Below are 20,336 nucleotides of genomic sequence, written 5' to 3' on the forward strand. Positions count from 1 at the left end.
GCGCAGCCATGTCCCTGTCATTTCCGCCGGCACAGGATCTGGATCGGGCCGATGCGGTGACGGCGCCCGGCCGACGACGCATTTCCGCCTTCTCGCTGCGCATCGCACAGATTCTGGCTGGCGGTATCGGCTTGGCATGCCTGTTTCTTGCAATCCACATGGATGAGGATTGGACCGGGCGCCACGTCCTTCCCGACATTCTGGTATCGAGCGACTGGTTGATGATGATCGTCCGGATCGAACGGATCATTCTGGTCCTTCTCGCTGCAGCCGTGCTGCTGGTGATTTGTCCGCGCATCGGCCGGATCAGGGCGAACGGGCGGGCCGACCCCGTCCTGCGCGGGGCTGGTATCGGCCTGGCGGTGCTGCTGGCGATTCCGGTGAGCGAGGCGTTGATCCGGGCCGTCAATGGACGCGCGAGCCAGTCCTGGAACCCGGTCAACGAGCCGCTGCGTCACACCGACCCGCTATTGGGTTGGGCCAACATCCCGGCGCGGCGCGGCGTCGATCTGGATTATCCGTCCCGGCCGGTCTATTTTCTCGACAGACACGGCTATCGCGTCGCTGCCCATGGCAGGACGATCGGCAGACATGCGCCTTCGATAATGTTTCTGGGTGAATCGATCCTGTTCGGCAAAGGCCTGGACTGGTCCCAGACCGTTGCCGGTCGGGTAGAGAGCAGCAGCCGCATCCAGAGCGCCAATCTTTCCGTCCCCGCCTATTCCGCCAGCCAGGTCCATCTCCTGTTGAAGCAGGAGCTGCCGAAATTCCGGCGGCCCGTGGCCGTCGTGATCCTTTTCGGGCCTGACCTGATGAGCCGTGATCTCGACAGGAGCCGTCCATGGGTGGATCGCTTCGGACGCAGGCACGCACCGGAACCGACCTGGCGTCTCAGTCATCTCAGCCGTGTGCTCTTCCCCTATCACAGCCCTTCCGCTGTTCGGGAGACGGTGGAAAATGATCGCTGCCTCCTCATGGCGGATGTCGCCATGGTGCGTGCGCGGGGCGCGCAGCCGATCATCCTCGTGCCGATCTTCCAACCCGAACAGCCACAGGCGCATAGGCTGCGGACGGCGCTTTTCAGAGGAACGGGGATGCCCCATGTCGTCGTACCGCTCGACCGTCACTGGCGTCTCTTCCCTGACTTTCATCCCGACGCCCGCGCCAATGAAGCCATGGCACGGGCGGTGTGGATGGCGTTGCAAGGGCATGACGGCGTTCCGAACCGATCATCGAGCCTGGCGAACGCGAACGCTATGCAATGTGAGCGGTGACAGCCGGAGCCGCATCTGGTTGAGCAGCATCGCAATATGGGACATGACGATGGCCAGTCTGCAATCGTCGTCGGGTAAAGGCGGTTCACTCACGCGCTGTCCGTTCGCGATCCAGGACAGGAGCGTCAGTTCGCTTTCACTGATATAGGGCGTGCCGGGTGGATGGAGCATCATTCCTCGCCGTTCTGCCAGCTGACGCAGCAGCGTGAAACAGCGCACGGCATGTGGATCTTCCAGCGTCAGCTCACGATTTCGGATGAAGTCGAGAACCCGCCGCTCCACGCGGGTCCGGCGATGCAGGGGTAGCGTCGTGCGGATCATAATGCGCGCGCCAGCGTCAAGGAAATGACGGCGCCCTGCCATTGATCGCGCCGCTCCAGCCCGGAGGCTATTCCCGACCGGCTGGGCGTATAGAAGCGGCGAAGGCGATGCGTGTCCTGTCCATTGATGGCGCTGGCCTTCAATGTCGTCTTGAACCCTGTAAAGGCGGTGGTTTCCACATAAGCGCCCCACAACGCATCATCATGCCAGATGAGACGTTCACCCGTATAATAGACGGCGCCGCGTTCGGCTGCGCTATAGTTGATCCCCCAGGAGGATCGTAGCGCCGGCACGTCATGGCGGAATTCGGCGGTCAGGCTGCGCGGGGAAATGTCGTCCATATCCCTTGCGCCGCCTGTCACCGGGTCATGGAAGTGCGAGCCGCGCACCGTGCCGTCGAGCGTCAGGCGGGCGCCGCGCATCGCCGCGTCGAGCGGAAGGGTTGCCTGGGCCGTGACGCCCCATTGCCGGGCATTGCCGATCGTGCCGAGCGCCTCGTCGCCGGACGGCAGCAGCAGATAGCCGAGCAGGCCCTGATGCCATTGATGATAGGATTCGACCGCGACTGCGCCGCCCTTCCCCCAGCGGTGATCGATCCGCGCCAATGCCCGGGTCACACGCGCCGGGCGCAATCCGGCATTGCCGCCCAGCGGACGGCCATCGGCCTGATTGACCGATGCGGCGAAATCGCCAAAATCGAGTTGATCCACCGTCCTGCGTGCGCCGATGCGTATCTGCGTCTTGCCGGATGGCGACCAGACCAGCGCCGCGGAAGGTTTCCAGTAGGACAGGCTCTGTTCGTTGGGAAAGTCGCCTGTCACGCGGATATGTGACATTTCAAACGCCATGCCGCTTTCGATGTTGACGTTGCGCGCAACCCCGATCGTCAGATTGGCGAAGGCTTCGCCGCGCAGTTCCGATACGCGTGTATCGGCATTGGCCAGGCTGACCGGCAGCAGGCCTCCGCCATGATTCTCCGCATAATCGAGGCGGCTGGATAATCGATTATAGGCGATTTCGACACCCAGTTCGGGCCGAACCGCATGATCGCCCTCTCGCGTCAGCGTGGTGCGACCCACCAGTTCAAGCGGCTTCTGCTTCAGCGACGAGAGGCCCTGATAGCCCGGCTCGACATAATTTTCATCGGTCCGACCGTCCTCCAGCCGGGCCAGGCCGATCAACTTGGTCGTCCAGCCGGCCCCCAGGGCGCGGGTCCAGTCCAGCCCCAGTTCGCCGCTCTTTCCCTTTTCCTCATAGCCGATATGCCGGATCGCCTGCGGCATGCCGTCGCGTGGCCCCGCAAAGATGTCGATGGCACGGTCGGATCGATAGCCATCCTTGTTGAGCCGCAGATTGACCGTCAAGGCGCCACCTGCGACCGCGCCGGACGTGGAAGCGGCCAGCCCCAATTCGGGCGCCTTGCCCTTGATATGTTCGAAACGGGTCTGGGTGAGTTGTCCCGTCGCGTCGTGATCATGATACAGGCCGCCGGTCGGATAGCGCACCACTTCGCCCGACAGTTCGATATTGGTCTGCCAGCCTGCGATGCGCCGGGCGTGGCTCAACTGGGCGGCCGGCGCGATGCGCCCGTCGGCAGTATGGCGCAGCGTCAGCGATGCGTTGCCCGATCCGGCGGCGTCGGCGCGGAGTATGACGTTGGCGACCAGCGTCTGCCCCTGCGCCTCGGCGGCGTCGGTGCCGCGCAGCAATATGATGCGTTCGACCCGCGATGCGCTGATGCGTCGCAGCACCTGGCCAATGCCGCCGGCCTTGACCGTGGGCCTTTGTCCGTCGATCAGGACATTCCCGGCGGCGCCGCCGAAACCGCGCAGGCTGGAGCCTTCGGACAGAAGGAAGCCCGGCGTCCGTTCCAGCATGTCGAGCGCGGTCTGGGGCTGGAAAGCACGATAAAATTCGGCGGGGTAAACGGGATCGGGAATGACCGCCATGACGGAAGGGTGGGTGGGCCGGGCCGCGATTTCCGGCGTGACAGGCTCATTGGCGGTCGTCCCCGCCGCGACGGCGAGGCTGGAGAACAGGAGTGAAAGGCTCATCGCATGAAAAACTCGACCGGGACGACAAGTTCTATGGTATCGCCCCTCACATCTTCGGGTGGCTTGGGCAGGGGCTGGGCGCGTTTCGGCAGCGACAAGGCTTCCTGATCGAGCGAACGATAGCCCGATGACCGTTCAAGCCTGGCGGAAATCACCTTGCCCTCCCGGTCCATGACGAAGCGGATATAGGGGACGCCTTGCTGGCGCGCGAAATGCGCATCGCGGGGATAGCGCTTGACCTTGTTGAGCGCGCCCAGCACCAGCCCTTCCCAGGTCGGCTTGCCGGTCGATAGCTGCGGCGCGGAGGGCACAGGCTGGCTTTGGGGGGCTGTCGTTTCCGGGACCGGCGGGCCGGGATCGGGCGTGGGCCTGGCGGCGACCACCGGCAACAGGTGCGCGCTTGGCACCTTGATCCTGGGCGGTTCCACCTTGGGCCGGTCGGGTTCTCGCTTCTGTTCTTCCTTCTGCACCTTTTCCGGTCCCGGCGGCACCTCATGCACCGGTTCGGGGGGCGCCGCCGGGGGCGCGATGTCGAACAGGCTGAGGGGCGCGGGCTTGGCCGGCGCCACATAGGTCCGCCATGTGACCATGCCGCCCGCCAGCACCAGCAGGCCGATGCCCGCGACGCCACCCATGCCCGCGAGCCGCGTGCGAAGCGGCATCGCCTGGTCGCTGTAGCGACTATGGGCGGGCGCTGGGCGGCCCGGTATGATCGTGACGGACGCGACCCGCTCGGCATAAGCCGCTGCATGGTCCTGGCGTTTTGATGAAAGGGATCGGGCGGTCATCACCGTCACTCCGAAAATATCGTCAGGATCAGGCCCGAAAACCCGGCGAACAGGATGAGCCAGGTCCATGCGCGCAGGGCGCTCCGGGCATGAAAAGCGGCCATCGATGCAAAGGCGAAGACAGCGAAACTCGCGATCGTGGCGGCTGTCACCGCCTCCACCCGGCCCATGGTCCGTGCCAGCACGACCGACAGGGCCGCCGTGACGAACACCGTCAGGGCATAGGCGCCCAATGTCACCGCAGCCCATCGCGACAGCATCGACAGGCGGTCGCGCCAGGCATCGGACAATTGCGCTGGCCGCGCCATCAATCCGCTCCCAAACCGGGCAGGGCGACAGGCTGGAGCCTGGCGGCTTTCCGGCCGGCGATCCCGACAGCCGCAGGGATGGTCTTCAGCATCATGGCTCCTTTGCTGGATCGGTGGGACGCGGCGCTCATCGCCGGATCCGGGCGAGGATCTTCTCGCGATGCAGGTTGAAGATGATGGTCATCATCGCCGCGACGCTGAGCGACCCGCACCAAGCCACCGTGCCATAGCCCCAGCCAAGGCCGATCCCGGCGGCAAGGAAGCCCAGCACCAGCATCATCATCCCGCCCGTCCGCATCATTCCAGACAGCGAACTGGACAGTTTGCGGCACAGCCATTCCTGCTGGTGGCGGGCCATGGCCAATAGCAGCATGGCAAAGCCGATCTGCGACAGGAGGAGGACAGCGACATGCGTCATGCCATCGCCTCCTCAAGCGCGCGCTGCTTGCGACGTGGCGCGGATTTGGGCTGGTGGCGGGTGACCTTCCGGGCAGCGAAGGCGAAGAACCCGGCGGTTGCGAGCAAGACGAGGTCGAAGCTGACGAATAATGCGTCCCCCGCCATCAGGCTGGCCGGCAGGCCGCGGGTCGTTGTGATCGCGCTGGCGATGGGTACCAGGGCAAACAGTGCCGCCCCGGCTGCAAGGCCCTCGCTCCAGGCGCGTTTGGCCGGTCGGGCGATCGTCCAGATGAACAGCCCGCCCCAGACGATGAAGAGGCTGTTCACTTCCCAGTCCGCACGATCCGCCATGTCGGTGGGGAGAATGCGGTTGGCCAGGAAATAGGCGGCGATGCCTGCCGGCGCGCCGACAATGAAGCCGATATTGAGCCGCTCGACCAGATGAAATCCGACATGCGGTCGGGTCGGGTCGGGCAGTTTGGCGCGGCGCTTGACGGTCCACAATATCAGGCCGCTGCCGACCATGACCGTGCCGCCGACGCCCGACAGGAAGTAGAGCCACCGCAGCACGATGCCTGAATAGCGGCCGGCATGAAGGTCGATCATCACCTGCTGCGTCGCCGCAGCCGGACCGCGCGGCTCGCGCATGCTAATAATCTCGCCCGTCGTCGCGCGCATCTGCAGCGGTTCGCGTGCGCCGCCCAGCGTATCCGACCGCATGTACATTTCGACGACCGCTTCGCTGTCCCCCGGATTGCGGATGCTGATGACCGAGGGATAGAGGCCCGGTTTCGCCTGTTCGGCGCGGCGCAGCAACGCGTTGAAGGGCAGCATCGCCGTCTGCCGGCCGCTCGGCTCCACTTCGGGCGCGGACGGGAAGGCTTCGGCATAATAGGCCTCGCGGTCTGGGAAGTTCGCGCTGATGGCCCATGGCATCAGGGTGAACAGCAGCGTGACCAGCCCGGTATAGGTAATCATCAGATAGAAGGGCAGCGCCAGGACAGCCGTGACATTATGCGCGTCCAGCCAGGATCGCTGCCCCTTGCCGAAACGCAGCAGGAAGAAGTCGGTGAAGATCTTCTTGTGGGTGACGATGCCGCTGAGGATGGCGACGAGCATGGCCAGCGCGGCAATGCTGACCAGATAGCGCGCCCACATCACCGGCATGTAATGAAGGTCGAAATGCATCCGATAGAGGAAAAAGCCGCCCTTCGTATCGCGCACCGCCGTTTCCGCGCCGGTGACGGGGTCGAGCGTCAGTTTCTGCCGGTCCTTGAAGCTGCCCCCGGCCGGAATCCAGGATATGCCGAACCCGTCGCCGTCGCGTGGCGCGGGCATGGACAGGTTCCAGCTTGCGGCCCCCGCTCCCTTGTCCTTCAATATGGCGCCCGCTGCATCCAGTGCGCGGGACGATATGGGGGCAGCCGTCAGTTCAGGGCGCATCCAGCGCGATATTTCTTCATTGAAGAAGGCAACGGTTCCGAACAGGAACACGATGAACAATATCCATCCCGGTACCAGTCCGGTCCAGGTGTGGAGCGCTGCCATCGACTGGCGCAGGCCGGCCTTCATCGTGGAGGCTCGGCGAGAAACAGATGCTGCTGCATGATCAATATTTCACGCGCAGGGTGGCCAGCACGGCGCGCGGCTCACCATAGGTGTCGTAGGGCGAACCGGCATTGCCGACCATGCGATAATAGCTCTTGTCGAAGATGTTGTTCAGATTGACCTGAAGGTCGGCATGCTCGCTGAACCTGTAGCCGGCGAACAGATTGGCGATGGCATAGGCGTTCTGTTGGTTCCGATAGCCGTTCCGCTGCTGATAGATGCGGCTCTGCCAGGTAAGGCCGCCGCCGATCCGCAGATCGCCGAAATTGTAGCTGGTCATCAGCTTGGCGATATGCAGCGGCTGGTAGGTGGAGAAGTTGCGCCCCTGATTGTCCGGGTTGGTGTCCTTGACGTAGCGGATGCTGGTGTAGGTATAGCCGAGCGAAATCTGCCAGTCGGGGGTCAGCGCGCCCTGGATCTCCGCGTCGATGCCCTTGCTGCGCACCAGTCCCGCCGCGATCGCGCAATTGCTGGCGGGAAAGGTGGGGCAGCCGGTCTGGTCGATCGGCACGAACGCGCGGTTGGTCTGGTCGATGCGGAACAGCGCGATGGCGGCGTTCAACTGGCCGTCGAAATATTCGCCCTTCACGCCGGCTTCGTAATTCTTGCCGACGATCGGCTTGAGCACGGCCTGCTCCGATGTGGTCGGCGCGAAGCTCAGCGTGCTCTGCTGCGGCTGGAAGATGTCGGTGAAGCTGCCATAGATGGAATGATGGCGATCGATGTCGAGGATAAGGCCGGCATAGAAGGTCTTGTTCGCCTTGATCCGGTAATCGCCCGTGCCTGTCCTGTTGTCATAGTCCAGCCAATCGAGGCGGCCGCCCAGTATCAGCTTCAGCATGTTCGCCGGATTGAGGCGGATGGAGCCATATATTCCCTGCTGGCTCGTGATCGCCTTGCTGACGGTGGTGGGCAGGAAATTCGGTTTGGTGTCCGCGGACGGATCGAAATTGTCGAGATCGATGGTGCCGGGGATCAGGCCGCCGCCGCTGTAATTCTGGGTCCGCAGCATCGAACTGCGATGGCTGGCGCCCAGCGTCACGTCATGGTCGCGACCGAACAGCTTGACCGGCCCGGACAGATAGGCGTCCAGCCCCACCTGATCCTCGTCATAGGTCGCCTGATAGGCATTGTGGGTCAGGCTGTTGTTGGCATTGCGCACGATGGTGGTGCCGGAAAAGATGGCGTCCTGCCACACCTTCATGCCCGCCAGACGCAGTTTCCAGTCGCGGCCGAAATTGTGGGAAATCTCGCCGAACAGCGTGTCGGACTTCTGCTGCTTGATCTCCCAGTCATAGCTGGGCTTGAAGGAGCGGGGCAGGTCCAGATGCTGGCCGGTCGGGCTGACCGGAAGCCCGCCCCAGAAGACATTATAGCTGTCGTCCTGACGGGTATAGCCCGCCATCAGCAAGGTGTCAGGCCCCAGATCATATTCCGTGATGCTGTGGAACACGCCCAGCTTCACCTTCTCGCCGTTGCGGAAGGTGCCGCTGTCGCGATAGGAGCCGACCAGGCGGGTGCGCAGATGGCCGGCATCGTCGACCGGGCCGGACATATCGATCTCGCCGCGATAATTGTCCCAGCTGCCCGCCGCCAGTTCGCCCTTGATCTGGAAATCCCGGGTCGGCCGCTTGCGCACCAGATTGATGGCGGCGGAGGGGTTGCCGCTGCCGGTCACGAGACCGGTGGCGCCGCGCACCACCTCCACCCGGTCGAACAGCGCCATATTGGCCATCGACCCGACGACCCAGCCCTGAAAGCGCATCGGCAGGCCGTCATACATGATATTGTCGACGCTCAGGCCCCGCGCCTGGAACGAAGGTCGGCCCGGTCCGTCGGCATTGCTGAGGAACAGGCCCGGCGTATATTGGACGACATCGATGATGCTGGTCATGACCTGGTCGTCCAGCCGCTGGCGGCTGATGACGGTCACGGCCTGCGGCGTTTCGCGAATGGACAGGGCCATTTTCGTCGCCGTGCCCATGCTGCGGGTCGTGTAGGAACCCGTGCCTTCGGTCGCCGCCGGATCGCTGGTCGGGGCGTATGTATCGCTGCTAGTTCCCGCGCCGGCGGTTCCCGCGCCCTCAACCCGAACCGCGCCTAGCTGAACCGCGCCCTTCTGAACCGTGCCTTGTGCGTCGGGCAGCTTTTCGATCATGACGACGCGTGCTTCACGATAGCGCCAGGCAAAGCCGGATTCCGTCAGGGCATGCGACAGGGCTTCCTCGACCGTCATCGCACCCGACACGCCGTTGCTGCGGATGCCCGCCACCCCTTCGGACATCAGGATGATCTGGATGCCTCCCTGATCGGCCACCGCCGTCAAAGCCGAGTCCAGCGGCTGGGCGGGCACATCGAAGCGGCGCATCGCGGCATTGACGCGTGCCGCTGTGCCGGTTTGGGCCTGCGCCATGGCGGGGGCCATGAGGCTGGCAAGCATGGCAGACGACAGCAGCACATGGAGCGCGCGCATGGCGCGAGGCAACGGCGCGGCGAAGGAAGAATGCATGGAAATCAGAACCCCCGTTTGATGCCGGGGCATTGCAGTCACGATCAATAATGCGTTGAATGCAAATGCCTCTCATTATCTTAGACGTTTGAGGGGAGGCGTTTTTACAGTCGGACCGCAAAAATATTTGGCATGCCGATCAGGAAGGCGACCGGAGGATGGTGAGGAACGGCATCTGAATGACCTGCGCGCCCGCCGTGCCAGCCACAGAGCGGAAGAGACTTTCAGGATCGTCCAGCGCGAACACGCCCGTGACATTCAGGCTGCGCAGGCGGTCGCCCAGTACGATGATGCGGCCATGATGATAGCGTTCCATTTCCGCCATGACGTCCGCTACCGGCTGGTCGTTGAATATGAGTTTGCCCCGAACCCAGGCGGCCATGGCCGTCATGTCTGCCGATCGGACCGCGCCCAGCAGGCCTTCGCCGAAGGTCAGTCGTTGCCCGGCTACCAGGCGCGTGCTGTCGCGGCCGCTGCGAACGGCGACTCGTCCTTCGCGTACCGCGACTTCGGCCAGATCGCCGTGCCGCCGCACGGAATAGATGGTGCCCAATGCTTCCGCCTCGCCACTGCCGGCCTCGACGATGAAGGGGCGATGGCGGTCTTTTGCGACCTCGAACAGAGCCTCCCCGGCATGAAGGGTCAGTCGCCTTTCTCTGCCGGAGAGAGCGACGGACAAGGCCGATGCGGTGTTGAGCCATATGGTGCTGCCGTCAGCCAGTCTGAGGCGCCGACGTTCGCCGACGCCGGTGCCATAGTCGGCCAGCAAGCGGGAAGGTGGTCCGAATATCCCGCTGGACCCCAGCCCTGCGACGAGGCCGGCGGCTATGCCGCCACCCAATATCATGCGCCGGTTGATTGCGTGGCTTTGGGCCAGCGGAGCCGAGATGCGCAGTGCAGCGCCGGTCATGCGGTGATCCCGTGCGCTGCCGCTATCCCCTAATTTCGCCAATATCTCCGCCGCTTCGTCGATGGCGGCCGCATGCGCGGGAGAACGCATGCACCAGGCGTCAAAGTCTTCCCTGTCCTTGTCGGTTGCCTCGCCCGATCTCAGGCGCACGATCCAGTCGATCGCTTCGTCGCTGAGCGCCCGGTTGCGTGGCGTCAGCCGATCGGACGGGGACGGGCCATCCTCCATGTCAGGCTCCGGACGGCTCGTTCATCAGGGCTTGGGCAGGCAAGCAGGCGGTCCCCGGTCCAGAGGCAAAAGTGCCTTCATTGACCAAGACGTTCCAGCTCGCTCAGAATTGCAGCAGTGCGGCAAAATTTTTGCCGAGGGGCGGGGCGAGCCTTTATTGGTCCTGCCACATCGCATCGCGACAATGGCGCAACGCCTGCCCGATATATTTGGCGACCATGCTGCTGGACACGCCCAGGCGTGCGGCAATCTCCGCGTGGGACAAGCCATCGACGCGGAACAGGAGCAGCGCGAGCCGCGCCTTGGGCGGCAATCCATCCAGCACGGCATCCAATCGACGTAGATCATCCCTGCCTATCGCGACCTGCTCCGGCGAAGGCGCGGGATCGACCAGATCGTCGCCCGGTTCCTCGCCGGATAACCAGGTCGACTGACGATATTCGCGGCGCAGGCTGTCGACCGCCAGATTGCCCGCGACGCGATAGAGATAGGCACGGTCATTTTCGACGGCACTCATGTCCGCTTCGGACGATGCGATGCGGACATAGGTTTCCTGCGCGATGTCGGAAGCGCGCCCGGCATCGCCGGTCCGCCGGGTGAGATAGCGGACCAGATCGGCGTAATAATCGTGGAAAGTCGCGGTCAATCGTCCCGCCATCATCTGTCCCTGAAACATCCTGCGCGGCGCCTAGCTTAAATGCGATCGATTCTCAATACCATTGACATTGGCCAGTCGAGCTGCACGCCAGGATTGGCAGCTGAATTCGCCCGCGCCTGAAAAGACCGGCCCGATAATCGCCGACGCTTTTCCCAAAAATTGTTTCCCAACTGTTGCATATGCGAATCAATCGCACTAAAGGCCGCCGCGCACAGCGATGACTGCCATGTCAGGCCCATCGCGTTTTCCGGGGGTGCAGCATGTCTCTCACGACCAAGATTCTTTTCCGTCACTCACTATCGTCGACTTTGGCCCTCATTCTATTCGGCTCCGCCAATGCCCGTGCGCAGGCGCCTGTGGACGATACCAGCGCGGATTCCATCGTGGTCACGGGTCAGACCGAGACGACCGGTCTCAGCCTGTCGTCCCGTGAAACGCCACAATCCGTCACCGTCATCGACAGCGTCCGCATGCAGGAACAGGGGCTTTACGATATCTCCGAAGTGATGGAGCAGATCGTCGGCATCCAGTCCAACCGCTCCAGCGCGCTTGGCACGGACGGCACCAAATATGCCGCGCGCGGTTTCGCCGTGCAGAATTATCTGGTCGATGGCGTTGCACGCCCGAGCAACATCTACGGCTTCACCGAGGACACCGCCGACCTCATTGCCTATGAGCGGATCGAGGTGATCCGTGGATCGGCCGGCATGATGACCGGCACCGGCCAGCCTTCCGCGGCGATCAACATGATCCGCAAGCGTCCGGGCGCCGAGATGCGCGCCAGCATCTCCGCCACGGCAGGATCGTGGAACATGTACCGGATCGAGGGTGATGTCGGCGGCGCGCTGACATCGGACGGGCATGTTCGCGCTCGCGTCGCGGGCGCCTGGCAGGATAATGACACGTTCATCGACCGCGAACATGCCAAGCGCCAGGCAGTTTACGGCGTGGTCGAGGCCGATCTGACGCCGGACACGCTGCTGACCGCCGGGATCGAATATCAGAATTTCCGGAACAAGGGCGCATCGCGCGGCGGCGTGCCGCTCTATTATACCGATGGTACGGAAACGGACTTCAAGCGATCGACCAATGGTGGCGCCGACTGGTCCGATTTCAGCAGGAAGAGCCTGAACCTCTTCGCCTCGCTCGCCCATGATTTCGATCCGAACTGGCACTTGCAGATCGACGCCGAACACAAATCCGGTTCCTATGACGAAACCATCGGCTATTTCTTCGGCACGGCGATCGACAAGCAGACCGGACTTGGTGGTACGCTCTATTCCGCTCGCTGGGCATCCGACCTGACGCTTACCGGAGTCTATGCGAACCTGCGCGGCAGTTTCGAGGCGCTGGGGCAGGAACAGCATGTCGCGCTGACGCTGAGCCATGCGCAGTTCGACGACGACCAGACGACCTATCCGGGCTGGTGGTATCGCGGCGACTATGCGCGGTCGATCAATGCGCTTGAATTTTTCGAGACCGGCAGCACGCTCAAGCCCGATCTGACGACGTCCGACGGCCGCTCCGGCAATCGGGTCAAGACCAGCGCCGCCGCCGGCGTCGTGCGCCTGAAGCCCATTTCGCCGCTTTCAGTGATAGCGGGTGGACGCCTGACCTGGTGGAAGCAGGACAGCTATTCGCTCGACAGCGCCGGCGCCAGGGAGTGGACCCCGGCCCTTAATGAAAAGGCGGTGTTCACACCTTATGCCGGCATCGTCCTGGACTTCACCAAGACCATTTCCGCCTATGTCAGCTATGCCAGCGTCTTCGAACCGCAGACGAACCGCACGGTGGATGGCGATATGCTCGCCCCGCTGGAAGGCAATACATATGAAGCCGGCCTCAAGGCGGACTTTCTCGAAGGCCGGTTGAGCGCCAGCGCCGCGGTGTTCCGCATGAAGCAGGACAATTATGCCCTGGCGGATGGCGCGGGTATCTTCGCACCGGATGGAAGCGCCGCCTATCACGCGGTGTCAGGCATGAAGTCGTCCGGCTTCGAAGTGGAAGTCAATGGCGAGATCCTGCCCGGCTGGCGTGTCGCGGGCGGCTTTGCCAATGCGCGCGCAGAGGATCGCGACGGCGTGCGCCAGCTTCCGCAGATCGCGAAGAACAGCTTCAAGATGTTCACCTCCTACAAGCTGCCGGGCGAACTGGACGGACTGACTCTGGGCGGCAATCTGCGTTGGCAGGGCAGGACGACCGCCGATGGCGAAGGCCCCAACGGCGAAATCTACACGCAGGGCAGCCTGGCGATCGTGGACCTGATGGCCAATTATCGCTTCTCGGATCGGCTGTCGCTGGCGGTTCATGCGGACAATATCTTCGACAAGACCTATTATTCGGGCCTGGCCATCGGCAGTTCCCGCTACGGAACGCCGCGCGCCTTCACGGTCACGCTGCGCGGCGCCTTGTGATGGCGGATGGAAAGACGTGACCGCGGCCAACGCCCATGTCGACCGTTCATGGCTGCGCCTGCACGACTTCGGATAAGTTGTTCGGCGATCAGAGCTGAGACAGGATCTTGGCGAGGTCGCTCTGTTTGAAAGGCTTGGTCAGCCGGGGCAGATCCGCAGCGATGCCCTGGCTTTCCGCATATCCCGACACGATCAGGACATGGGTGGTCGGGTGCTTCGCCCGCACCTGGATGGCAAGGTCCGTCCCCGTGATCCCCGGCATGAGATGGTCGGTGACGAGCAGGTCGATCGCCTCGGTTTCTTCCAGCAGATGGAGCGCCTCTTCCGCCGACCTGGCTTCGATGACATGATAGCCAAGCTCGCCCAGCATGTGCGCGGTGCTCTCCCGCACCAGTTCCTCGTCATCGACGACCATCACCGTTCCTCTGTCCGCGGTGATCGGTTCGATATCCGGCCCGGCCGGCGGCTGGTCCGGCGCCTCTTCCGTCACGGGGAGCCACAGGTGGATGGCGGTTCCGCGGCCTGGCGCACTGTCGATCGTCATGGCGCCTTCCAGCTGGGCGGCGAGGCCATGAACCATCGACAGGCCAAGGCCGGTGCCCTGGCCAATGCCCTTCGTCGTGAAAAAGGGCTCGATCGCTTTCGCGATCGTGACCGAATCCATGCCGATGCCGGTGTCCGTCACGGACAGATGGATATATTTGCCGGCCCGCAAACCGGACTTTTCCGGGTCTGCCATGTCCGTGCATGCCACGCCGATCGTCAATGCTCCGCCGTCGGGCATCGCATCGCGGGCATTGACCGTCAGGTTCAGCAGCGCCATCTCGATCTGGTTGGCATCGGCATTGGCGCGCGGCAGGTCCGGGGCGAGATCCAGCTTCAGCCGGATCCGGGGACCGCAGGTGCTGGCGATGAGGTCTGCCATATTCCCGACCAGATTGCCGATGTCGATCGCCGTCGCCTGCAATGGCTGCCGCCGCGCAAAGGCCAGGAGACGCTGGACCAGCATGCGCGCCCGCTCCGCCGACTGCACGGCGCCTTCGATCAGCCTTTGTTCGCGATCGCCGCCGATGCCGCGGCGCTGCAACAGGTCGAGGCTCCCGACGATCGGTGTCAGCAGATTGTTGAAGTCGTGCGCGACGCCGCCGGTCAATTGCCCCATCGCCTCCAGCTTCTGCGATTGCCGCAATGCTTCCTGCGCCTGTTCGAGCGCGCGCGTCCGTTCCTTCACGCGCTGTTCCAGAGTCTCGTTGAGTGCGCGCAGATTTTCCTCGCTCCTGCGCAACGCCAGTTCGACCCGGCGACGATCGGAAATGTCGTTGAACAATATGGCCACCCGCCTGGCTTCCGGCTCGCCGACCCGGAAGGCATAGACATCATACCAGATCTTTCCGAGCGCCTCGGCCTGCTGTTCAAATCGAACACGCTCCCCGGTCGTCGCGACCTTGCCGTAGATGTCGAACCAATGCTGCTCATGCCCTAGCGCGATCGATCGCATCGATCGGCCCACGACATCCTGCAGGCCGGTCTGCCGTTCGAACGCCGGATTGGCTTCCACGAAGACATAGTCGGCCGGTCCCCCCCGGTCGTCGAATATCATTTCGACGATGCAGAATCCGGCGTCGATCGATTCGAACAGCGAGCGATAGCGTTCCGCCCCCCGGTGCAGTTCTTCCAGCCGGGCGCGCGCCTCATATTGGCGTCGCCGTCCGCGCAATGCGGACCGTGCCAGGCTGACCAGGGTCGTCGGATGGAAAGGCCGTTCAAGGAAGGTGACATTGCCAAGCATGTCGAGGAAGCGTTTGGCGGCCGGGTTGCGTTCGATGCCCCCGCCTCTCTGGGTCAGCAGAACGAAGGGAAAATCCGACCATTCGGGCTGCGCGTCCAGCCATTGGGCGAGGGGATGCAGATTGTCGGATCGCATCCCTTCCTCCGCCAGAAGGGCGAAGCCGGCGCCCTTCTCCAGTTCGCTCACGAGATGGCGCAGCGATGTGCAGATCGTCGAGCGAAGATCCGCCTCTTCCAGGATCGAAGCGGCGATAGCGGCATCGCGGCCGCGTGGCGCCAGGATGATCGCACGTTCGGAAAGGTGCGGGATCACCTTTTCTCATCTTCGAGCAGCGAAGGGCTGCCCTGTCCGCCGGTGAAGGTCGGGACGCCGCGCAGCACCCCCTGAAAGCCGGTCAGCGGCTCGCCGAGGCGGATGCCGAACTGGCCGATCTTGAATTCCCTGATCGTGTCCTCATGCGCCCCGGTGCGCTTCTTGATGATCGACATGGCCCGGCGCACGCGGCCCGACGCCTCGAAATAGCGCAGCAGCACGACCGTATCGGCCAGATAGGTGACGTCCACCGGCGCCTTCATGTCGCCCACCAGGCCATGTTGCGCGACGGTGAGGAAAGTCGTGGCGCCCTGCCGGTTCAGATATTGCAGCAATTCGTGCATATGGAGGACCAGCGCCTTCTCTTCCGGCATCGCCGCCTGATAACCGTTCAGGCTGTCGATGATGATCGTCCTGACGCCATGTCGTTCGACACAGGTGCGGACACGCTGGGAGAACTCCCCAGGAGACAATTCGGCCGCATCGACCTGTTCGATGACCAGATTTCCCGCGTCCACCATGGCCTGCATGTCGATGCCCAGGCCCAGGGCGCGATTGAACAGCAAGCCGATTTCCTCGTCGAACACGAACATGGCCGCGCGCTCGCCCCGTGCAATGGCCGCCGCGACGAAGGTCAGGACGAGCAGCGACTTGCCGGTACCCGCCGGCCCCAGCACCAGAACGCTCGATCCACGTTCGATGCCGCCGCCCAGCAGCGCGTCCAGTTCCGGCGACTCGCTGCGAAGCCGGTCGCGGACGAAATCGGTCTTGTGTTCGGCGGACACGAGGCGGGGAAAGACGCGGACGCCGCCGGTATCGATGACGAAGTCGTGAAACCCGCCGCGAAAGCGCCGTCCGCGATATTTGATGATCCGCATCCTGCGCCGTTCCGGGCCATACTCCGGCGAAAGCTCCTCCAGCCGGATGACGCCATGGGCAACGCTGTGAACCGTCTTGTCGAGCGTGTCGGCCGTCAGGTCATCCAGCATCAGCACCGTCGCCTTCTGGGTCGAAAAATAATGTTTGAGCGCCAATATCTGGCGCCGGTAGCGCAGCGAGCTTTGTGCGAGCAGCCGGATTTCCGACAGGCTGTCCAGCACCACCCGGTCGGGCTTCACCTGCTCGAAGGCCTTGAAAATACGCCGTGTCGTTTCGCCCAGCTCCAGATCGGAGGAATAGAGCAGGCTCTGCTGCTGCTCTTCATCAAGCAGGCTTTCGGGTGGCACCAGTTCGAACAGGTCGATCCCGGCCAGATCCCAGCCGTGCGACAATGCGCCGTCGCGCATCTCGTCCTCGGTTTCCGACAAGGTGACGTAGAGGCATGTCTCACCCCGCGCCGCGCCTTCCATCAGAAATTGTGTCGCTATGGTGGTCTTGCCCGTACCAGGGCTTCCTTCGAGCAGAAAGACTCTGCCGCGCGTCAATCCGCCCACCAATATGTCATCGAGTCCGGAAACGCCGGTCAAGGCAAGCTCAGTAGAGGCGTTCGTCACATTCTGATCCCATGCAGCAAGATATTCTCACTGACTAGCACAGCAACGACGCCGGCCAATGCCCGGATAAACTGATCCAGATCAGGGGCGGTTCCGTGGTCTGTCATGGTTTTTTGCCGTTACCTCCGGTCTTTGCTCATGATTTGCAGCAATATGATGTCTGACGATCAGCCGGCCTTCCGCTGTCACCATTTAGGGGGCGGGATTGGCCTGGGACTGACCATGCACCATTGCCTGCACGCCATCTTTTGTTCAATTTCCTGCTTCACGATCAAAGAAGACAATCGGCAGGACCATATGGGCTATCGCATCGCATTTCGTCGCAAACATCCGATAGCTGTGATGGTTGCGACGGTCGTGCTGTCCGGCGTTGGACTGGGCGGGGCGTTATGGGCCTGCGCTGACTCATCCTGTTCGCCGTCCTGGCAGCTGGCGTCGCCCGACTATGACTGCGGGGGACGGGCGGCCATCAATCCGGGCAACGATACGCGGATCAATCTGCTGCTGCTGATGCGCAGCCTTGGCCCTGTAGAGGAAAAACCCGCTGTTGAGACCATGGATGTGAACGATCCGCAGTTCGGACAGTCCTTCATGACATGGCCGGGCCTGCGCGCCGCCTATTGGCCTCAACCGGCCGTGACCGGCCAGCGGGAAGAGAATGCCCCGGCCTGCGCATTGTCATCCGACGCAGGACCGGTCTTTGACGCGGCGCTCGCCGCCGAGCCGGGCCTCTCAGAGGCAGAGCGCGCCGGCCTACGCCGGCTTCGCGCACGGACGGGCTGCGGCGAGGTGAACTGGACCGATATTGCCGTCTCCAGCAAGCCGGGCCGCGAATATCTGGCCTATCTCAAGGCCGCCGACGCGTTCCACCGGGGCGACTGGCCGGCCGCGAGACAAGGCTTTGCCCCGCTGGCGCGCGCCCGTAGCCGCTGGGTGGCGGAAACCGCACAATATATGCCGATCCGCATCGGCCTGCGCGCCGCTGTTGCGCAAGCGGTGAATGAATATGGCGATTTTGCCGGGCCGGAAAAAGTCGACCGCGCCGCCCTCGCCGAGGCGCGCGATGCCATCGCTGCCTATCTCAAAGCCTATCCCAGGGGGCATTATGCGGCATCGGCGCAGGGGCTGACGCGGCGCGTGGCATGGCTGAGCGGGGACATGGCGGCCCTTGCCCGCCGTTATGAGAAACTCCTCGCAACGACGCCGGGCCATGACGAGGCAGCCGCCGATCTTGCCGAGGAAATCGACATCAAGCTGCTGGAACGGCAGGATGCGGGCGCGATCATCGATGGACTGGGCGATGCGCCGTTGTTGCTGGCGGTCGCCGACCTCAAACGGATGCGGGCGCAGGACGCCAAGCCCGCCCTGTCCGCCAATATGCTCGCAGCGCAAAAGGGGCAGTTCGCCGCGCATCCCGATCTATACGGGCTGCTTCTGGCGACCCGTGCTTATTATGCAGGGGAAGATCCAAAGGCGATCCTGACCCTTCTGCCCGACGCGGCGCGGCAAAAGCGGTTCACGCCGCTTGGCTTCAGCCGCCAGATGCTGCGCGGCATGGCGCTGGGCCAGGCGCGCGATCCCAATGAGGCGGGCTTCTGGCGCGACTTGCTGGGCGGGGCCAGCCCGCTTTATGAACGACCGCTCGTCGAGTTGGGGCTGGCCATTCGCTGGCAGCGCGACGGGCGGCTGGATCAGGTCTTCGCGCCGGGATCACCCATTACCGACAGCAGCACGCGCCGGATATTGCTGCAAACCGTCGCAACCCCGGTCATCTTGCGCGGCAGCGCGAAAGACGCTTCCCGCCCGTCGCATGAGCGCGACGTGGCCCGCTTCACCCTGCTCTACAAGGATCTGACCAGGGGAAGTTTTGCCGATTTCGCCGCCGATCTTGCCTTGGTTCCCGCCAATGCGGACGGGGAAGGCGGGCTATGGGACTTCGCCTATCAGGACAAGATTCCCGTCGGCCTGTTCCGCAAGGGCAAATGGTCCGACGGCTTTGCTTGCCCGGCCATAGCCCAGACCGCTGCCATGCTCGCCCGCTCTCCGGCCGATCGCAGGGCGAAGCTGTGCCTGGGCGATTTTTATCGCCTGAACGGGTTTGACGGGTTCGGCCTGTTCAAGGCGGACAAGGACAGGGTGTCGCTGGGAAATGTCCCCGATGGATTCCCCGGTCGGTCTACGTCGCGCTCGGATATCTACTCGGCGATCATCGCCGACAGGAACGCCGCGGCCGAAGAGCGCGCCTATGCCCTGTATCGCGCGGTCATGTGTTATGCGCCATCAGGCTATAATGGTTGCAGCGGCCCCAATCTCACCTTCGAAGAGATGGAAGCGGCGCAAGCGCCCAAAGCCGATCGCAAGGCATGGTTCACCGAATTGAAACAGCGCTATCCCGACAGCCGCTGGGCCAAGTCGCTGCGCTATTACTGGTGAAGACACGCATCCATGGATGGGGATTGGCGCTGCTGGCGTCCATGGCGCTGGCCGGTTGCCAGCGTCAGGCGGATGCGGTCGGCGTCGATCCGGCCGCCTATGAGGCCTTCTACCTGTGGCCCGGCGTCCACCCGGCCAGGGATGTGCGGCCCAGGATCGTCTATCTCCTTGATGGAGAGGTCCGGCGCGGCGGTCCGTCCCGCCTGGAACGGTTGCGCATGGGGTTGCCCCGCTTGCCGGGCAAGACCCTATGGCTGGTGGTCAGGGCGGATCGGCTGGACTGGAATGACGCGACCTATGCGGCCATTTTCGACGACCTGCGTCGCTGGCAGGAGGCCGGCAATCAGGTCGCGGGCCTCCAGGTGGATTTCGATGCGGCCACGCATGGCATCGACGGCTATGCCCGCTTCCTGCACGATCTGCGCCGGCGGCTGCCGCGCCAGTGGCGGCTGTCGATCACGGGGCTGATGGACTGGAGCGCGCATGGCGATCCGCGGGCGCTCGCGGCTCTGGCCGGGCAGATCGACGAAGTGGTGGTGCAGACCTATCAGGGGCGAACGACCATAGCGGGCTATGAGGAGTATTTCCGGCGAATGAAGGATTTCCCGATCCCTTTCCGGGTGGCGTTGGTCGAGGGCGGGGCATGGCAGGCGCCGCCCATATTGGCCCGGCATCCCCAATTTCGAGGCTATGTCGTGTTTCTGTTGTCCAGCGTGAAATCCACGCGCGGATGATTTCTGTCATGCGCGGCGTCAGGACGCGCTGAGGGCTGTCGAACTGCCCCCGCCAAGGCAGGCCACTGCCGATGGGGGGGGGGGAGGGCAGGGTCTCCTGTCAC

General features: G+C 63.6%; 15 protein-coding genes. 4 read left to right on the top strand and 11 right to left on the bottom strand.

Features of this window, described 5'->3' with window-relative positions; translation table 11 throughout:
• Positions 1 to 8: 8 nt before the first annotated feature.
• Positions 9 to 1,274 carry a hypothetical protein gene (locus tag DM806_RS01495; RefSeq protein ID WP_179041502.1) on the top strand — a complete coding sequence of 422 codons (1,266 nt, stop codon included), beginning with the start codon at positions 9 to 11 and terminating at the stop codon, positions 1,272 to 1,274.
• Here DM806_RS01495 and DM806_RS01500 read toward each other — a convergent pair.
• From DM806_RS01500 to DM806_RS01545, 9 genes are all read right to left on the bottom strand, one after another.
• Entirely contained in the window at positions 1,230 to 1,595 is a 366-nt protein-coding gene (locus DM806_RS01500; protein WP_179041503.1) for a hypothetical protein, read from the bottom strand. The two genes, DM806_RS01495 and DM806_RS01500, sit on opposite strands and share 45 nt — an antisense overlap.
• Positions 1,592 to 3,649: a TonB-dependent receptor domain-containing protein gene (locus DM806_RS01505; protein WP_179041504.1), complete on the bottom strand. Its 2,058-nt coding sequence runs from the start codon at positions 3,647 to 3,649 to the stop codon at positions 1,592 to 1,594. Before DM806_RS01505 ends, DM806_RS01500 begins: the two co-directional genes overlap by 4 nt.
• Complete coding sequence (locus DM806_RS01510) at positions 3,646 to 4,437, bottom strand: energy transducer TonB family protein (RefSeq protein WP_179041505.1); 792 nt, start codon at positions 4,435 to 4,437, stop codon at positions 3,646 to 3,648. The genes DM806_RS01505 and DM806_RS01510 overlap by 4 nt, the downstream gene beginning before the upstream one ends.
• Before the next feature lie 5 nt (positions 4,438 to 4,442).
• Entirely contained in the window at positions 4,443 to 4,745 is a 303-nt protein-coding gene (locus DM806_RS01515) for a hypothetical protein (RefSeq protein WP_256869036.1), read from the bottom strand.
• A 127-nt stretch (positions 4,746 to 4,872) separates the two neighbouring features.
• Complete coding sequence (locus DM806_RS01520; protein WP_179041506.1) at positions 4,873 to 5,163, bottom strand: DUF3325 domain-containing protein; 291 nt, start codon at positions 5,161 to 5,163, stop codon at positions 4,873 to 4,875.
• Complete coding sequence (locus tag DM806_RS01525) at positions 5,160 to 6,716, bottom strand: PepSY-associated TM helix domain-containing protein (protein ID WP_179041507.1); 1,557 nt, start codon at positions 6,714 to 6,716, stop codon at positions 5,160 to 5,162. Before DM806_RS01525 ends, DM806_RS01520 begins: the two co-directional genes overlap by 4 nt.
• A 37-nt stretch (positions 6,717 to 6,753) precedes the next feature.
• Positions 6,754 to 9,261, bottom strand: coding sequence for a TonB-dependent siderophore receptor (locus DM806_RS01530; RefSeq protein ID WP_256869037.1), 2,508 nt, complete (start codon positions 9,259 to 9,261; stop codon positions 6,754 to 6,756).
• A gap of 139 nt (positions 9,262 to 9,400) precedes the next feature.
• Positions 9,401 to 10,399, bottom strand: a complete 999-nt coding sequence (locus tag DM806_RS01535; RefSeq protein ID WP_218647281.1) for a FecR family protein — start codon at positions 10,397 to 10,399, stop codon at positions 9,401 to 9,403.
• Between the two features lie 154 nt (positions 10,400 to 10,553).
• On the bottom strand, positions 10,554 to 11,075 hold the full coding sequence (locus tag DM806_RS01545) for an RNA polymerase sigma factor (RefSeq protein ID WP_218647282.1): 522 nt from the start codon (positions 11,073 to 11,075) through the stop codon (positions 10,554 to 10,556).
• Between the two features lie 242 nt (positions 11,076 to 11,317).
• On the opposite strand from DM806_RS01545, the gene DM806_RS01550 reads away from it, so the two are divergent.
• Positions 11,318 to 13,471: a TonB-dependent siderophore receptor gene (locus DM806_RS01550; protein WP_179041508.1), complete on the top strand. Its 2,154-nt coding sequence runs from the start codon at positions 11,318 to 11,320 to the stop codon at positions 13,469 to 13,471.
• 88 nt (positions 13,472 to 13,559) lie between these two features.
• Here the strand turns inward: DM806_RS01550 and DM806_RS01555 are convergent, their stop codons facing one another.
• A complete protein-coding gene (locus tag DM806_RS01555; protein ID WP_179041509.1) occupies positions 13,560 to 15,572 on the bottom strand; it encodes a hybrid sensor histidine kinase/response regulator in 2,013 nt (670 codons plus the stop codon).
• A complete protein-coding gene (locus DM806_RS01560) occupies positions 15,569 to 17,038 on the bottom strand; it encodes an ATPase domain-containing protein (RefSeq protein WP_218647283.1) in 1,470 nt (489 codons plus the stop codon). The genes DM806_RS01555 and DM806_RS01560 overlap by 4 nt, the downstream gene beginning before the upstream one ends.
• Before the next feature lie 324 nt (positions 17,039 to 17,362).
• Between DM806_RS01560 and DM806_RS01565 the strand changes: the two genes are divergently transcribed.
• Entirely contained in the window at positions 17,363 to 19,498 is a 2,136-nt protein-coding gene (locus DM806_RS01565; RefSeq protein WP_179041511.1) for a hypothetical protein, read from the top strand.
• On the top strand, positions 19,495 to 20,232 hold the full coding sequence (locus tag DM806_RS01570) for a DUF3142 domain-containing protein (protein ID WP_372859164.1): 738 nt from the start codon (positions 19,495 to 19,497) through the stop codon (positions 20,230 to 20,232). The genes DM806_RS01565 and DM806_RS01570 overlap by 4 nt, the downstream gene beginning before the upstream one ends.
• Positions 20,233 to 20,336 lie beyond the last annotated feature (104 nt).

Source organism: Sphingobium lactosutens, assembly GCF_013393185.1.
Classification (GTDB): domain Bacteria; phylum Pseudomonadota; class Alphaproteobacteria; order Sphingomonadales; family Sphingomonadaceae; genus Sphingobium; species Sphingobium lactosutens_A.

Coding starts and splice junctions, on each gene's coding strand:
- DM806_RS01495 (WP_179041502.1), top strand. CDS start 9: ATGTCCCTGTCATTTCCGCCGGCACAGGATCTGGATCGGGCCGATGCG.
- DM806_RS01500 (WP_179041503.1), bottom strand. CDS start 1,595: ATGATCCGCACGACGCTACCCCTGCATCGCCGGACCCGCGTGGAGCGG.
- DM806_RS01505 (WP_179041504.1), bottom strand. CDS start 3,649: ATGAGCCTTTCACTCCTGTTCTCCAGCCTCGCCGTCGCGGCGGGGACG.
- DM806_RS01510 (WP_179041505.1), bottom strand. CDS start 4,437: ATGACCGCCCGATCCCTTTCATCAAAACGCCAGGACCATGCAGCGGCT.
- DM806_RS01515 (WP_256869036.1), bottom strand. CDS start 4,745: ATGGCGCGGCCAGCGCAATTGTCCGATGCCTGGCGCGACCGCCTGTCG.
- DM806_RS01520 (WP_179041506.1), bottom strand. CDS start 5,163: ATGACGCATGTCGCTGTCCTCCTCCTGTCGCAGATCGGCTTTGCCATG.
- DM806_RS01525 (WP_179041507.1), bottom strand. CDS start 6,716: ATGAAGGCCGGCCTGCGCCAGTCGATGGCAGCGCTCCACACCTGGACC.
- DM806_RS01530 (WP_256869037.1), bottom strand. CDS start 9,261: ATGCATTCTTCCTTCGCCGCGCCGTTGCCTCGCGCCATGCGCGCGCTC.
- DM806_RS01535 (WP_218647281.1), bottom strand. CDS start 10,399: ATGGAGGATGGCCCGTCCCCGTCCGATCGGCTGACGCCACGCAACCGG.
- DM806_RS01545 (WP_218647282.1), bottom strand. CDS start 11,075: ATGTTTCAGGGACAGATGATGGCGGGACGATTGACCGCGACTTTCCAC.
- DM806_RS01550 (WP_179041508.1), top strand. CDS start 11,318: ATGTCTCTCACGACCAAGATTCTTTTCCGTCACTCACTATCGTCGACT.
- DM806_RS01565 (WP_179041511.1), top strand. CDS start 17,363: ATGGGCTATCGCATCGCATTTCGTCGCAAACATCCGATAGCTGTGATG.